This is a genomic window from Streptomyces sp. NPDC001393 (genome assembly GCF_053597455.1).
Genome location: NZ_JBSFIH010000075.1, coordinates 20,037 through 34,870, shown reverse-complemented (window position 1 = coordinate 34,870; position 14,834 = coordinate 20,037). Strand labels below are relative to the sequence as shown.

Below are 14,834 nucleotides of genomic sequence, written 5' to 3'. Positions count from 1 at the left end.
CTCCGACCAGGCAGCGGCCGAACAAGTGAACCTGAAACCACGTCAACCCGTTCTGACCAGCTAGTCATCCACTCCCGCACGTCGGGGGAACCTCAGTTCGCCACGAGGCAACCGTGCTGGTAGCAGTCCTCAACGAGTGGCTGTGACCAGCACGGACCCGATATGTCCTAGCCGTCGATCTCGAGCGCCGTGCCGTACAGGCGGTCTACCTTCAACCGGATGACCACCCGGCGCTCGGCAACCAGCTGCTCCAGGAACGCACCTTCATCCTCCGGCTTCGCTGCTTGCGGGATCATCTCAAGGAGTTCCCGCCCGACGGGGTCGCCGGGAACGGTCGTGCTCTCGGAGACCTCGGCCTCGCCTTCAGCGACGGCAAACGACCACACGTCGCCACCTTGGACATGAAGCGCCGCACGCGGGTTACGCCGCAGATGCCCGACCTTGACCCGGTCGGCCGTCGTCGAGAACCGCACCACGCGGGCTTCGGGATCCCAGCTGTACAGCATGGTGGTCAGGTGGGGGTGGCCACTGCGCTTGACGGTGGCGAGTGTGCCGAACTGCTCCTTGCCAAGCAGGCTGAAGAGGGCTTCGTCGGACAGTGGGCGAGGTGCTGGTCCTTGAGTCATGACGTGATCAACGTCCATGGCCGCCCCGCAATTTCATGGACGTAAGTCCAAGACCACTTTCACAACAGGCCCTAGTAGGACTCCGTTAGGTCTTCCGGTTCGGGCTGTTCCTGGGCATGTTGGATGTGTGGACGCACACGAAGTGAACCGTGTCCGGGCACTGTTGGCGTTATACGTCGCTGATGTGTTCGCCTCGGTGCCGCGCAAGGACCAGCGAGCCAAGGGCGACTGCTACCTGCGGGGACTGATGCTGGACGGCCGCCGCAAGTCGATCCAGGCCATGGCCTCGCGGCTGCCGGACGGCGACGAACAGAACCTGCAGCAGTTCGTGAACCAGTCCACCTGGGACCCGGTGCCGGTGCAGCGGCGGATCTGCGAACGGATGCTGCCGCTCATCACACCGACGGCCTGGGTGATCGACGACGTGTCGGTACCCAAGGACGGCCGGATGTCGGTCGCGGTGGCCCCGCAGTACTGCGGGGCCTTGGGCAAGCGTGCCAACTGCCAGGTCGCGGTCAGCGTCCACGCTGCCACCGACATCGCGTCCTGCCCGCTGCAATGGCGGCTGTTCCTGCCGAAGGAGTGGGCGTTCGACACCGACCGCAGGGCCGTCACCCGCGTCCCGCCCGAGGTCACGCACCGCGAGAAGTGGCGGCTGGCTCTGGACATGCTCGACACGCTGGCCGGCTGGGGCATGAGGCCGCCGGTCGTCGTGGCCGACGCGGCCTACGGCACCAACGCACACCTGCGGGCCGGCCTGGCAGACCGCGGCATCGACTACGTGCTGGCCGTCCGCGCGGACGTGACCGCCCACCCCTTCCAGGAACAGCCCGTTGCCCCGACCCGCAACGGGCCCATCGGATGCTGGCCACAGCCTCGCTATCGCCATCCCGCCCCGTCGGTGGCGGCCCTGGCCGCCGGTCTCGCGCAGGAGGCGTTCACCACCGTCGCCTGGCGCAACGGCTCGCGAGGAGAGTTACGGTCCCGCTTCGCCGCCGTGCGTATCCGCCCTGCGGGCAAGGCCGTCGAGCGTCCGATCCGTGCCGCTGCCTCCGCCGAGCAGGGCTGGTGGGACGGGGTCCTGCCGGACTGCTGGCTGCTGGTTGAGTGGCCCGAAGAAGCTGAGGCTCCCACCGACTACTGGCTGTCCAACCTGCCGGCCGACACGGCGATCCGCGACCTGGTCCGTCTGGCCAAGGTCCGCTGGCGCATTGAGCACGACTACCGCGAGCTCAAGCACGCCCTGGGCCTGGACCACTTCGAAGGCCGGTCCTGGCCGGGCTGGCACCACCACGTCACCCTCGTGACCGCCGCCCATGCCTTCCTCACCGAACAGCGACTGGCCCCAAAAGTCCCCGGACCGGACTCACCCTCTACCAGATCCTCGACGCTCTCCAGGACATCTTGAGGTGCTGGACCGGCATCTGCACCACCTGCCACCAGCCCCTGCCCAGCAGGACATATACGACACCAAGATCGAGACAGACCTAACGGAGTCCTACTAGTAGGACTCCGTTAGGTCTTCCGGTTCGGGCTGTTCCTGGGCATGTTGGATGTGTGGACGCACACGAAGTGAACCGTGTCCGGGCACTGTTGGCGTTATACGTCGCTGATGTGTTCGCCTCGGTGCCGCGCAAGGACCAGCGAGCCAAGGGCGACTGCTACCTGCGGGGACTGATGCTGGACGGCCGCCGCAAGTCGATCCAGGCCATGGCCTCGCGGCTGCCGGACGGCGACGAACAGAACCTGCAGCAGTTCGTGAACCAGTCCACCTGGGACCCGGTGCCGGTGCAGCGGCGGATCTGCGAACGGATGCTGCCGCTCATCACACCGACGGCCTGGGTGATCGACGACGTGTCGGTACCCAAGGACGGCCGGATGTCGGTCGCGGTGGCCCCGCAGTACTGCGGGGCCTTGGGCAAGCGTGCCAACTGCCAGGTCGCGGTCAGCGTCCACGCTGCCACCGACATCGCGTCCTGCCCGCTGCAATGGCGGCTGTTCCTGCCGAAGGAGTGGGCGTTCGACACCGACCGCAGGGCCGTCACCCGCGTCCCGCCCGAGGTCACGCACCGCGAGAAGTGGCGGCTGGCTCTGGACATGCTCGACACGCTGGCCGGCTGGGGCATGAGGCCGCCGGTCGTCGTGGCCGACGCGGCCTACGGCACCAACGCACACCTGCGGGCCGGCCTGGCAGACCGCGGCATCGACTACGTGCTGGCCGTCCGCGCGGACGTGACCGCCCACCCCTTCCAGGAACAGCCCGTTGCCCCGACCCGCAACGGGCCCATCGGATGCTGGCCACAGCCTCGCTATCGCCATCCCGCCCCGTCGGTGGCGGCCCTGGCCGCCGGTCTCGCGCAGGAGGCGTTCACCACCGTCGCCTGGCGCAACGGCTCGCGAGGAGAGTTACGGTCCCGCTTCGCCGCCGTGCGTATCCGCCCTGCGGGCAAGGCCGTCGAGCGTCCGATCCGTGCCGCTGCCTCCGCCGAGCAGGGCTGGTGGGACGGGGTCCTGCCGGACTGCTGGCTGCTGGTTGAGTGGCCCGAAGAAGCTGAGGCTCCCACCGACTACTGGCTGTCCAACCTGCCGGCCGACACGGCGATCCGCGACCTGGTCCGTCTGGCCAAGGTCCGCTGGCGCATTGAGCACGACTACCGCGAGCTCAAGCACGGCCTGGGCCTGGACCACTTCGAAGGCCGGTCCTGGCCGGGCTGGCACCACCACGTCACCCTCGTGACCGCCGCCCATGCCTTCCTCACCGAACAGCGACTGGCCCCAAAAGTCCCCGGACCGGACTCACCCTCTACCAGATCCTCGACGCTCTCCAGGACATCTTGAGGTGCTGGACCGGCATCTGCACCACCTGCCACCAGCCCCTGCCCAGCAGGACATATACGACACCAAGATCGAGACAGACCTAACGGAGTCCTACTAGACCAAGGGCGGCCGCAGTCATCTGGAAGTCCATTCTTCCGTGATCTGTGGGGTGCGGAGATACGGTCTCCGCGCCGTCGTGCGCCCGCCCTGAACGGCGCGCGTCAGAGCGGGAGTCGGATCGGCTACGCGCCGAAGCGCCGTGCGGGATAGGTCTGCTGCAGGGCCGGCGCGCACCGCTTCTCGTGGACGTACACGGTCGTGATCGGACCGGTGGGCCGGTCGTGGACCACCGGCCGAGAGCCCTCGCCTCGTCGGATCGGCTAGTCGCAACGCGCGCAGATCATCGGCGGAGCTCCAGGGCGAGGGCGTGCAGGGCGTGGCGGGTCTCGCAGAGGGTGGCGTCGTCCGTGCACTGCTCGCATCGGCCAGGGTGGTCGTTGCGCGCGGCCACGACGGCGCGGCGGGTGCAGGGCCGGCAGGCGCGCGGGAACCAGTGGCCGCCGTCGGTCTCGCGCTCGCCGAGGTCGATGGCCGCGGCGGTGGACAGTGGCTCACCGCCCCACACGCACTCTGCTCCCCGTGCCCTGGCGTCGGGCAGGACTTCCAGCGGCGGCAGCAGGATGAGCGGGAGCAGATCGGCGGGGATGTCGACCAGGGCGCGAGTCTCGGCGGTCGTCATGCGCGGGCCTCCACTTCGACGCTGTAGCCGCCGGGACCGAACGCGGCGGCGATGAGCGCGGAGTCGGTCAGGTGGCCCGATCCGTCGGGACGCCACAGCCAGAACAGCCCGTCCACCTGCCAGCCCGTCGGCGGGCAGGAAAGCGGCCAGCCAGCGGGGTGCACGGTCAGCTGGCGGACGTCGGCGAGTTCCTCCGAGGCGCCTGGCTCGACGAGCCAATACATCTTGTTCGCGTCCGGATCGGCGAGGACGGGCCCGTGGGGCGAGTTCCGGATCCTCGAGGCCGCCGGCCATCCCCGGGTGAGGCTGGACTCGGCGACGAGCCAGTGAGCGCCGGACGGGATGGGGACGAGGCGTTCCTCGTTCCATGCTGCGCGGACGAGAGCCGGGTGCCCGCTGCGGTCGGCGAGCCACGTGTCCCCGGCCTCGTACAGTGCGGCGAAACGCGTCGAAGGGGCCATGACCAGGACGCTAGCCAGGGCGATTGCGGGCATGGGCGCCGATTGCGCGCGATTGCGCGAGTAGCTGCAGGGGTTGCGGGTGATTGCCTACGTGAGGTCGAGCGATGCCCGTGCGCGGCCGATCAGGCGGCGTGCCGGCGGCCCGTACTCGGCGGACTCCGCGAGCCAGTCCCAGGCCCGCTCGTACAGTTCGATGTCCTCGCCACCGGTGCGCCAGAGTTCCTCGCTGATCGTCTCGACGATGACGAGGCGCCGGTCGTAGATCCAGAACGCGTGCGGGGCGGTGCGCCGCAACTGAGCGCTGAATGGGATGATCCCGAGTTCGATGCGCTTCTGCCCGACGAGGTTGTACAGGCGGTCCAGCTGCTCGGCCATCACGTCGACGGGGCATGGCCGGTGGTACAGCGCGGCCTCGCACAACAGGAACCGGAATGTCTTGCCGGGGTCGTACAGGGCCTCTTGGCGGCGTATCCGCGTCTCGACGGCCGCATCGGTGGTCGGCGGGATGCCGCGGAACTCGGCGTTGCTGTCGAAGATGACCCGGGCGTACTCCGGCGTCTGGAACAGGACGCCGTAGTGGGCGGGGGCCAGGTCGTTGGGGAGGGGCAGGCCTGCCCCGGCGTGGGTGAGCATCGCGTAGGCCGGTTGCCAGACGCCGAGGATCGCGGTCGTATCGCAGCGCAGCCAGCCCTTGTTGGTGTAGCCGGGCTGGCGGCCGTGGAGGTAGGCAGGGGCGTGCGGGGTGTCTGGGTGGACCAGGGCGACGGCGATCAGGTCGGGGCCGTGGTCGTCGCCGTGCCGGGTGTGCGCGCGCTCGATGAACGGGCCGATCCTCACGGCGACGTCCTGGGCGCGGCCGGGCGTCCAGGGCTCCGGGGCGCGCACGGCGAAAGGGCCGGGTCCTGCCGCCTTGCGGACGAGCAGCGGACGACGGCAGCAACCAGGTGGCCGGCTCCCAGGGTTCATCAGGAACCAGCAGTCTTCTCGTAGCGGGTGGCGATGCCGCGTCACTGCTTGAGGTGGTTGATGCACCGTTCGACGGTGTTGCGCTGCTTGTAGATCTCCCGATCGAGAGACGGCGGCCTGCCGCCGCGGCTGCCTCGTCCAACCGATGGCCGTGTCGGTCTGCCGGAAGGGGGATCACCGCTCGGATGCCGCGCCTGCGCAGATGTTCGCGGATCGCGCGGGATGAATAGGCCCCCTCGGCCTTGGGCCGGTCTGCCGGTGGACCACCTGGACGCCAGCCCGGTCTCCACGGCCGTCAACAGCGTCCGCAACAACGGCGTTCGCCCCGATCGAGGAGAACCTGAAGGCCATCGGTCGCCAGAGCGACAACGTCGACGTGAACGAGGCGGTGGACGAGCTCGGCTGGGCCGTCCGGAACGTCAGCGCGTCCGTCGAGAACGGCGACAAGAGCCCGTACCTCGGCCCGGTCAGGGAGTCGGCGGGCGAACTGACCAAGGCCTGCACGAAGCAGCGCCGGCCCTTCGGTGAACGCCGCTCACGCCGCCAGAGCAGACTCCCGGGTCTCCGGCGCACGCACCGCAGCGGTCACCGTGAGCGCCGACAGCAGCAGCAGGTACGCGCACACCAGCCACGGCTGCCTCGACGCCACCAGATACAGCGAGGTGGCCAGCAGCGGCAGCAGCCCGCCGCCGAGCACCGCTCCGGTCTGATAGCCGAGGGACGCGCCGCTCATCCGGACCCCGGTGCGGAACAGTTCGCTCAGCCAGGCCGCCTGGGGGCCGAACATGGCGTCGTGGAAGACGTTCACGCCGATCAGCACGGCGATCCCGGCCACGACAGGTGATCCCGTGTCGAGGAGGAGGAAGAACGGCACCACGTACAGCGCGCTGCCCACCGCGCCGAACAGGAACACGGGCCGACGCCCGAACCGGTCCGACAGCGCCCCCCACGCCGGGGCGGTGAGCATGCTGAGTGCCGCGCTGACCGTGATGACGGTGACACCGAGGCCCTTGCCGTGGTGGCCGTGGTCGGTGAGATAGAACAGCACGAAGACGGTGTAGAAGTAGGAGACGGCCGTCTGGGACACCCGTATGCCGATGGCCAGGGCCAGCGGGCCGCGGTGGTGGCGCAGCGTGTCGTACACCGGCTGTTTCACCCGGGGTGCGGCCGTGAACGCCTCCGGGTCGTCGATCGTGGCCCGCAGCACCAGCCCGACGACGACCAGCACCAGACTGGACACGAACAGCACCCGCCAGCCCCAGACCGTGAACCGGTGGTCGTCCAGCAGCCCCTGGGTCAGCGCGAACGCGCCCGAGGACAGCAGCAGCCCCAGCGAGGAACCCGACATCGCGAAGCCGCCCCACAGCCCGCGCCGCGCCGGCCGGGCGCTCTCCACGGTGAGTACGGCGGCCCCGCCCTGCTCGGCGCCGACCGCCAGTCCCTGGACGACACGCAGTACCATCATCAGCACCGGTGCGAGCAGACCGGCCTGCCGGTAGGTCGGCAGCGCACCGACCAGGGCGCTGGCCAGGCCCATCGTGAACAGGGACGCCACCAGGACCGGTTTGCGCCCCCACCGGTCGCCGAAGTGTCCGGCCGCCGCGGCACCGAGCGGGCGCGCGGCGAACCCGACGGCGTAGGTGGCGAAGGCTGCCAGGATCCCGGCGACCGGATCGAGGGAGGAGAAGAACAGCTTGTTGAAGACCAGGGCGGTGGCGGTGCCGTAGAGGTAGAAGTCGTACCACTCGACAGCGGAGCCGATCATGCTCGCGATCGCGATGCGCCCGATGGCGGCCGGCCGCTGCGCGGACGGTGCGGCCAGCGTCGCGCCGGGGGCCGAGGGGGATCCGGTGAGGATGTTCTGGGTCATCGTCCGTCCTGAGAGGTCCGTGGATCGCGGGGTCCGGCGCCGGTCGCGCCCTGGTCGAAGTGCGTTGCGGGAACGGCGATGTAGACGGCTGCCGCGCTGGCCGCGACCGGCCCGTCCGTGCCGCCGATGTGCAGGTCCGCGCTGGCGTACGCCTTCCGGCCCGCCACGGCCGTACAATGCGCCCGCACCCGCAGCGGTCCGCCGAGCGGCACCGGCGCGTGGAACTGGACCTCCAGCCGGCCGGTGACGTTGGGCTGGTTGAGCGCGCGCCACACCGCCAGGCTGGTGGCCTCGTCGAGCACCGCGGCCACGATGCCGCCGTGCGCGATACCGGGAGCGCCCTGATGCGCCTGACCGAGGGCCAGCTCCGCGACGACACCCCGCTCGTCCTCCTCTACGACCCGCAGGCCCAGCCCGGGGGAGGGCCCGCACCCGAAGCAGGAGGGATGGTCCGGCACATGCGGCACCCGCACCCGCGGCTCCCCCAGCAGCAACGGCGAACACGGCGGCCGGGCCCCGCCGGGCGGCACGGCCCGCTCGGACGCCGCGCCCGGAGCGTTCGGCCGGCGCACCGCAGACTCGGTCATGTGCTCTCCCCTCGCCGTCGCAGGCCCGGAGCGATGACCGCGGGGAGCGGACCGGTGCGTTCCAGGGCGCCCAGGACCGGGGCCGTCAGCAGCGCGGCGCCGGTGAACACCGCCGTCAGCAGCAGCCAGCCCGCCGGGCCCAGCCCCACCACCGCGGTGACGGCGAGCGGACCCAGCACCGCCTGCACGGTGACACCGAGGTTGAAGACCGAAAGGTACTCCGCGCGCCGCCCCTCGGGTGCGTGGTCCACCGGCAGCGCCCAGCCCGCGACCGACTGCCACAGCTCACCCGCCGTCAGCGTGATCATCGCCAGCACCAGCAGGACCAGCGCCCCCGTCCGGCCGGGACCGGCGCTGAGGGCCAGCAGCACCCCGGTCGCGGCCAGCAGCCAGGCCGCCCACCGCAGGGAGCGGCGGCTTCGGCCCTCCTCCCGGCCGCCGCGGCTGAAGCGGATCTGCAGCCCGATCACCAGCGCGGTGTTCAGCGCGAACAACAGCGGGACCGCGGCCACCGGCGCCGAGGTGTGCCGCACCACCCACAGCGGCAGACCCACGTTCAGCATCGTCTGGTGCAGCACCAGCACCCCGTTGAGCCCGGTCACCGCGAGGAACCGCCGATCGGCCAGTCCGCGCGGCAGCCAGGTGCGGCGCGCCGCCACGGCAGGACCGCGCGCCCGGCCGGACACCGTCACGGTGCGCAGCAGCAGCGCGGCGATCACGTAGGAGGCGGCGTTGCCCAGCAGCATCGCCCGGAACGTCCACAGTTCGTGCACGGCCATCAGGGGCGTCGCCAGCAGCGCGCCGAGCGCGTACCCGGCATTGCGCACGGTACGGATCCGGGCCATGGCACCGACCTGCTCGCCGCCACGCATCAGGTCCGCCACCACCGCCTGGATCATGGGTGGCGCGGACCGCTCGGCCATCGTCATCAACGAGCACACCGCGGCGAAGGACAGCGGCCCGCGGACGAACGCCAGCGCCGTGAACGCGGCCGCCAGCCACAGCTGAAGCCCGATCAGAACCCGCCGTGCCCCGCACCGGTCGGCCAGCAGTCCGACGGGCACGGTGGCGAGGAACCCGGCACCACCCGCGAGGGCGAGCCCCAGCCCCAGCTGCGCCGGGGACAGACCCACGCCCTGCACGAAGTACACGGTGCCGCCCGCCAGATACAGCCCGGTCCCCAGCGAGTCCAGCAGCGAGACCACGGCGAACACCCGTCCCGGGCGACCGCCTCGGCCCGGGCCGCTCTCGCCACCCGGCCTCACACGCGGCCTCATGAGAGATAGAACCCGTTCGTCTCCAGCGAGCGCAGCCGCTCGTAGTCCTCCAGCACCGCGGCCGCGGAGTCCGCCGCCAGATAGACGAAACCGGGGGAGGAGGCGAGGTCCACCGTCCGCGGCACCGGCCCGCCCGCGGACACCCTGCTGACCAGGCCGTCGAACGTCTCCAGGCGCCGCAGCTTCTCCCGCCACGTGTCCGAGGCGGACCTCCCCTCCCGGTCGCTGATCAGCGACACCCAGCGCACCGCCTTCGACCAGCGCACCGCGCCGTCCTCGAACGCGGCGAAACCGGCCGGGTCGAGCAGGGACAGCGTCAGCAGCCGTACCTGCGACATGCCCGAGTACTTCAGCGACACCTCCGGCAGCACTCCGCCGCACAGCCGCGCCCCGGTCTCCAGCAGCACCGGACCGGCGGCGGTCATGCGCAACTCGCTGTGTCCGGCACCGTTGCGGATGCCGAGCGCGGACAGCACCTGCCGGACGTAGGCCACCGCCGCGCCGGCGTCCGGCGCGTCGGGTGACACCGGCTCCTGGAAGTCGTACAGGCACGACCCGTTCGGGCCGGGCAGCCGTACCGAACGCCACACCTCGACGATTCGGTGATCGCCGTCCCGGGAGACGGAGTTGACCAGGTACTCCTCGCCGTCGAGGTAGTCCTGCACCAGCGCCGTACCGTTCGGCTCGCCGAAGAAGTTGGGTGCGTGAAGCACCGTACGGCAGGCCGCGGCCACCTCGTCCTCGGTGCCGCACACCCACACGTTGTCGCTGCCCGCGCTGGACGGCGGCTTGACGACCACCCGGCCGCCGGGCCGGCCGGCGAACCAGGCCACGCCCTGGTCGGGACCGGACACCGAGACGTCCTCGGCGGCAGCCAGGCCGGCCGCGCGCAACGCCCGGGCCATCGCCGGCTTCTCGCGCCGCGCCTCCGCCAGTTCCGGCCGGTTCCCGGGCAGTCGGAGCAGTTCGTTCAGCCGGTCGGCGAGCAGCACCCCTGACTCGGTGCCGGCCACGACCCGGTCCACGCCGAGCTCCGCCAGCGCCGCGGCCGCCTGCTCCGGCCGGGGGAACCAGCCCAGGTCACGGTGGTAGGCGGACGCGTCGAAGGCCCGGACGTACACCGCCGGCGGATGCTCCTGGCTGCGTACGTGCACGCAGGAGGCCCCGGACCTGTTCAGGTCCTCGACCAGGAAACGGGCGGTCGAGTAGCCGTCCACGATGCCGATTCTCATGCTGGTGTCCTTCGTCGGGTGTCCTTCGTCGGGCGGGGCCGGTCGCGGCCTACGGCAGCAGACGGACGGTGACCGTCTTGGGCCGCTGGTACTCGTGCAGGGCGAGGACGCTCAGGTCGGTGCCCTGGCCGGAGCCGCGGCGTCCGCCGTGCGGGAGTTCGGCCGTCTGCACCAGATGGCAGTTGACCCAGGCCTCGCCGGCGTCGAGCCGGCCGGCGAGGCCGAGCCCGCGGGTCAGGTCACGGGTCCACACACTGGCCGCGAGCGCCTGCGGCACACTGTGGGCGAGTTCGAGCGCGTGCTCCACGTCCCGGGCCGGCTGCACGGTCAGCAGCGGTCCGAAGACCTCCTGAAGGAGCGCGGGACTGTCCTCGGGCAGGTCCGCCAGCACCCGTGCGCCGCGCCAGAAGCCGCCCTCCTCACCAAAGGCCGTGTCCAGAGCCGCGGTCACGTCGTGCTTGGCGCCGGAGGCGCCGGCGACAGCGTCGTAACGGTCCGCCTGGGCCGGGTTGTTGAGCGGGCCGAAGTCACGTCCGGCGAGGCGGGCGGACATCGCCTCGGTCAGCGACACCACCGCCCGTTCGTAACCCTCCTGCAGCACGATCACGCGGGCCGGGGCCGCGCAGCTCTGCCCCGCGTTGTACACGCAGGCGTCCGCGAGGGCCGCCCAGGTCTGCTCGGGAGCGTCGGGCAGCACGATGACCGGGCTGTTCCCGCCGAGTTCGAGACTGACCGGCCGGATCCCGGCCCGGGCGGCGACGTCCGCGCCGGCCGCCGCACTGCCGGTGAAGGCGATCATGTCGACGTCGGCGCCGACCAGCAGCCGCCCGGTCTCCCGGTCACCGGGCACCGCCCGCAGCACCCCCGCCCCGAGGGCGTCCTCGGCGTGCTCGGCCAGCAGGGTCAGCGCGTCCGGTGTGGTCTCGGCAGGCTTGGCGACCACACAGTTGCCGGCGGCGAGCGCCGGCGCGCACCGCCAGGCGGCCATCATCAGCGGATAGTTCCACGGCACGATCGCGGCCACCACACCGACCGGCTCCCAGCGCACCCAGCTCTCATGGCCGCCGATCAGCGATCCGGCCGCCGGGGAGCTGCCGGTCCTGGCGGCCCACGCGTAGAACCGGAACAGATCGGCCGCCTCGGCGACCTCCCCGGCCGCCTCCCGGGCCGGCTTTCCGGTGCCGGCCCGCTCCCGCTCGACGTACGCCTCGGCGTGCTCCTCGATCAGTCCCGCCAGCCTCTCCAGCCGGTGCGCGCGCTCCTTGGGGGTGAGCTGCCCCCAGGCGACGCGGGCCCGCCGGGCGGCGGCCACCGCACCGGCGACCTCCTCCTGGCGGCCGGGGGGCAGCTGACCGCGGACCCGGCCGGTGCGCGGGTCGACGAGCGGCAGCGGAGCTGCGGCGCTCACCGGGCGGTCCGGGTGGCGCACTCGCGGCAGGGGCAGTGCGGACAGTCCAGCCCGTGCAGCCGCTCCGGCACCACGGCCGACACGTCGCAGATCAGGCAGGTCAGGTCGCCGTCCGGGGCGATGACCTCCTCGTACGGCACCGGTGCCATGCGGTCCTCGGCGTCGATCTCCTTGTGCGGCGAGCCCACGGCCACGATCACATGGTCGGTGATGGCGCCGACCGCGTGCGGCACCTCGCCCTCGACCAGGTAGACCTGGCCCGCCCGGGTCGGGTACACGCGACCGTCGTAGGTGATGGTGCCCTCGCCGCCGACGACGATCAGGATGTGGTGGCCGGGGTGGGTGTGCGGCACGAACCCGGTACCCGCGGGCAGCCGGATCACGTCGGCGCCCACCGAGCCGTTCGTCACCAGCGCCTGACCGGTCGCCGGGGAGCCGTGCACGTCGACGGGGCGCGGGCCGTGATCGATGTGCAACTGGGTGGAGCCGTCCCCGACCAGGCTCTTGGCCCAGTCGACGATCGTCAGCCGCTGCGGCGCGTGGACCGTCGCGGCTGCGGAGTGGTGGGCGCGCGTGGTGAGCATGCGGACTCCTTGAGGCATCGAGTGTCAGGCATCGGGAAGGGACGGAGAAAGGGACGGAAAGAAGGAGAGGAGAGGGGCGGCCCGGCGTGGCCAGGGCCGCCGGAGGGCAGGGGCGGCGCGGGCGTCAGGCGGGCGGTGTCCCGCCCCAGACGACACCGCCCAGGTCGTACGGCCCGGCGCGCAGGGCGGAGAAGCCGAAGTCGCCGAACCCCGCAGCGCGCAGCAGGTCCAGCCACTCCCACCGGGTGCGGAAGCCGCCCCGGTCCCACCAGCCCTCGAAGAGGCAGAACAGGAAGTCCAGCGCCCACGGAGTGCCGCCGGCGGTGGTGGGGCTCGCCCCCTCCGCCAGCACCAGACGGCCGCCGTCGGCGAGCATGGCGCGCAGCCGGCGCAGGGTCGCCGCCTTGTCCGCCACGCAGTGCACGACGTTGGTGGCCAGGACGGTGTCGAACCCGCCGAGTCCCGCCGACGCCTCGGCGTCGAGGTCGAGGACGATGCCCCGGCCCTGCCACGTGCCGCGCGCCACGAGCTCGGGCAGCCGGTCCGACCAGACGAAGTCGCCGTCGACCAGGGGGGCGACACGGGAGGTGGTGTTGCCCACGCCCGAACCCACCTCCAGGACCCGTCCGGTGAGCAGGCCGCCGGCGGTCAGGACGCGCGTGATCAGTTCCGGGTAGCGGTCCATGGGCCACTCGGTCATGAGCCGCTTCCACAGCCCGGGGTGGCGCCGCATCAGGTCCTCGCCCGAGCACGCGCCCTCCGCGAACTCGGGCCAGCCCTCGACAAGCGCGTCCAGCGCGTCGTGCGCGGCACTGCGGACCGCTGCGGACCGGGTCTCCCCGGTCCCTGCCTCGCCCACCGCCGCCGCCAGCGCCAGCGCCTGGCAGCGCAGGTGGGCGGACTGGGCGGTGGCCGGCCGTACGGGGCTGTCGACGACGGCACGCGCGGCCGCGGCGGCGTAGCGCAGCAACTCCTCGTAGCGCCGGGCATCGTCCCGCAGCGCGGCCAGCCGGCGGCCCATCGCCGTACGCCGCGGCTTGCCGGTGTCGGTGGCCAGGTACCCTCCGGTACCGGCGACCACGGGCCGCGGGAAACCCCCCTCGTACACCGCCCGCAGGCCGGCGGGCGACGCGTCGGGCGCGATCAGCCCGAACTCCTGCCCGTAGGCGGGTTCGTCCACCGCGACCGCCACCAGCCGGCCGTCCAGCCCGCGCTGCCGCCAGCGCTGCTCGATCTGAAGCGGGTGGTACTTCTCGCCGCCACGGTTCACCCGGTCGTCGCGCCGGCCCTTCAGGACGAGGAAGCCGTCCCGTTCCTCTCCCATGTCGCCGGTGCGCAGCCAGCCGTCGTCGGTCAGGACGCGAGCGGTGGCCTCGAGATCCTCCCAGTAGCCGCGCATCCGGTCCGGCGTACGGATCCACACCTCCCCGTCCTCCAGGCGCAGTTCGGTGCCCTCCAGAGGCAGCCCCACCGGCGGCTGGTGCGCGATGTACTGCTCGCGGAAGCCCGCGCTGTCCAGCAGCGGCATGACGAAGCTGAAGTTCACCGCCTCCGTCAGCCCGTAGCCCTGGCGCAGCCGGGGCCCGTAGGCCTCGTGGAAGCGGCGGGCGAGGTCGCTGGTGAGGGGCGCGGCGGCGGTGATGAGGTACTCGAGCCCGTCTGGCCACGGGGGCCTCGCCCGCACCAGTTCGTGCAGCAGGGCCGGTACGACGGACGCGGTACGCGCGCCGGCGGCCTGGAGTTCCTTGAAGTACCGGTCCGGGTCGAAGGGCTGGGAAACGACGAGCGGCGTGCCGGTGGCCCACGTCCCCGTCAGCGACATGACGATGGCGTTGCAGTGGTACAGCGGCAGACAGGTGCCGTGCGGCCGGCCGGGGGAGAAGCGGTGCAGACGGGCGGTCTTGAGGGCGTTGCCGAGGAGGGCGTCCCGGTCGAGCTTGACCCCTTTGGGCCGTCCCGTGGAGCCCGAGGTGAACATGATGCAGGCGAGCCCGCCGGCCTCGGGGTGTGCGGGGTCGCCGTCCAGGCTCCGGCAAGTGAGGGCGGGACCGTCGAGCACGAGGGACGCGCCCACCCGCCCGGCCATCCCGGCCAGCTCCCGGTCGGTGCACTTCGGCGAGAGCGGGACGCTGACGAGCTCCCGCTCGAAGCAGGCGGTCAGCGCCTCGGCCAGTTCCTGCCCGCTCGGACATCGCAGCACCACGCGGGCACCCGCCGAAAGCTCCGCCAGCGCCGGCCGCCATGCAGTCATCGGAACATCAACCCTT

At 71.9% G+C, this 14,834-nt stretch carries 13 protein-coding genes and 1 pseudogene; 2 read left to right on the top strand and 12 right to left on the bottom strand.

The features are described from left to right. Window positions 1-167 precede the first annotated feature (167 nt). Complete coding sequence (locus tag ACWC2T_RS41555) at window positions 168-626, bottom strand: pyridoxamine 5'-phosphate oxidase family protein (RefSeq protein ID WP_450675479.1); 459 nt, start codon at window positions 624-626, stop codon at window positions 168-170. A gap of 127 nt (window positions 627-753) precedes the next feature. On the opposite strand from ACWC2T_RS41555, the gene ACWC2T_RS41550 reads away from it, so the two are divergent. Beyond that, the gene (locus ACWC2T_RS41550) at window positions 754-2,034 is read left to right on the top strand and encodes an IS701 family transposase (protein WP_450675476.1); all 1,281 of its coding nucleotides are present in this window, start codon (window positions 754-756) and stop codon (window positions 2,032-2,034) included. 149 nt (window positions 2,035-2,183) lie between these two features. After that, a complete protein-coding gene (locus ACWC2T_RS41545; protein WP_351619228.1) occupies window positions 2,184-3,464 on the top strand; it encodes an IS701 family transposase in 1,281 nt (426 codons plus the stop codon). A 379-nt stretch (window positions 3,465-3,843) separates the two neighbouring features. Here ACWC2T_RS41545 and ACWC2T_RS41540 read toward each other — a convergent pair whose 3' ends face one another. The 11 genes and pseudogenes from ACWC2T_RS41540 to ACWC2T_RS41490 all read right to left on the bottom strand — a co-directional run bounded on the left by ACWC2T_RS41540 (window position 3,844) and on the right by ACWC2T_RS41490 (window position 14,818). After that, window positions 3,844-4,182, bottom strand: coding sequence for a hypothetical protein (locus ACWC2T_RS41540; protein WP_450675475.1), 339 nt, complete (start codon window positions 4,180-4,182; stop codon window positions 3,844-3,846). Then, on the bottom strand, window positions 4,179-4,643 hold the full coding sequence (locus tag ACWC2T_RS41535; protein ID WP_450675474.1) for a hypothetical protein: 465 nt from the start codon (window positions 4,641-4,643) through the stop codon (window positions 4,179-4,181). Before ACWC2T_RS41535 ends, ACWC2T_RS41540 begins: the two co-directional genes overlap by 4 nt. A gap of 87 nt (window positions 4,644-4,730) precedes the next feature. Next, entirely contained in the window at window positions 4,731-5,567 is an 837-nt protein-coding gene (locus tag ACWC2T_RS41530) for a DUF5753 domain-containing protein (protein WP_450675478.1), read from the bottom strand. Between the two features lie 86 nt (window positions 5,568-5,653). Further along, window positions 5,654-5,874 (bottom strand): annotated as a pseudogene (locus tag ACWC2T_RS41525) (IS5/IS1182 family transposase); the annotation flags it as partial. Between the two features lie 270 nt (window positions 5,875-6,144). Further along, window positions 6,145-7,479 carry an MFS transporter gene (locus ACWC2T_RS41520; protein WP_450675473.1) on the bottom strand — a complete coding sequence of 445 codons (1,335 nt, stop codon included), beginning with the start codon at window positions 7,477-7,479 and terminating at the stop codon, window positions 6,145-6,147. Further along, entirely contained in the window at window positions 7,476-8,066 is a 591-nt protein-coding gene (locus ACWC2T_RS41515; RefSeq protein WP_450675472.1) for a PaaI family thioesterase, read from the bottom strand. The genes ACWC2T_RS41520 and ACWC2T_RS41515 overlap by 4 nt, the downstream gene beginning before the upstream one ends. Further along, on the bottom strand, window positions 8,063-9,271 hold the full coding sequence (locus ACWC2T_RS41510) for an MFS transporter (RefSeq protein ID WP_450675471.1): 1,209 nt from the start codon (window positions 9,269-9,271) through the stop codon (window positions 8,063-8,065). Before ACWC2T_RS41510 ends, ACWC2T_RS41515 begins: the two co-directional genes overlap by 4 nt. Before the next feature lie 68 nt (window positions 9,272-9,339). Further along, on the bottom strand, window positions 9,340-10,575 hold the full coding sequence (locus ACWC2T_RS41505; RefSeq protein ID WP_450675470.1) for an ATP-grasp domain-containing protein: 1,236 nt from the start codon (window positions 10,573-10,575) through the stop codon (window positions 9,340-9,342). Window positions 10,576-10,624: 49 nt separating this feature from the next. Continuing rightward, window positions 10,625-11,983 (bottom strand): aldehyde dehydrogenase family protein, encoded by a 1,359-nt coding sequence (locus ACWC2T_RS41500; protein ID WP_450675469.1) that lies wholly within the window; start codon window positions 11,981-11,983, stop codon window positions 10,625-10,627. Continuing rightward, a complete protein-coding gene (locus ACWC2T_RS41495) occupies window positions 11,980-12,567 on the bottom strand; it encodes a cupin domain-containing protein (RefSeq protein WP_450675468.1) in 588 nt (195 codons plus the stop codon). The genes ACWC2T_RS41500 and ACWC2T_RS41495 overlap by 4 nt, the downstream gene beginning before the upstream one ends. A 124-nt stretch (window positions 12,568-12,691) precedes the next feature. Further along, on the bottom strand, window positions 12,692-14,818 hold the full coding sequence (locus tag ACWC2T_RS41490; RefSeq protein WP_450675467.1) for an AMP-binding protein: 2,127 nt from the start codon (window positions 14,816-14,818) through the stop codon (window positions 12,692-12,694). Between the last annotated feature and the right edge of the window lie 16 nt (window positions 14,819-14,834).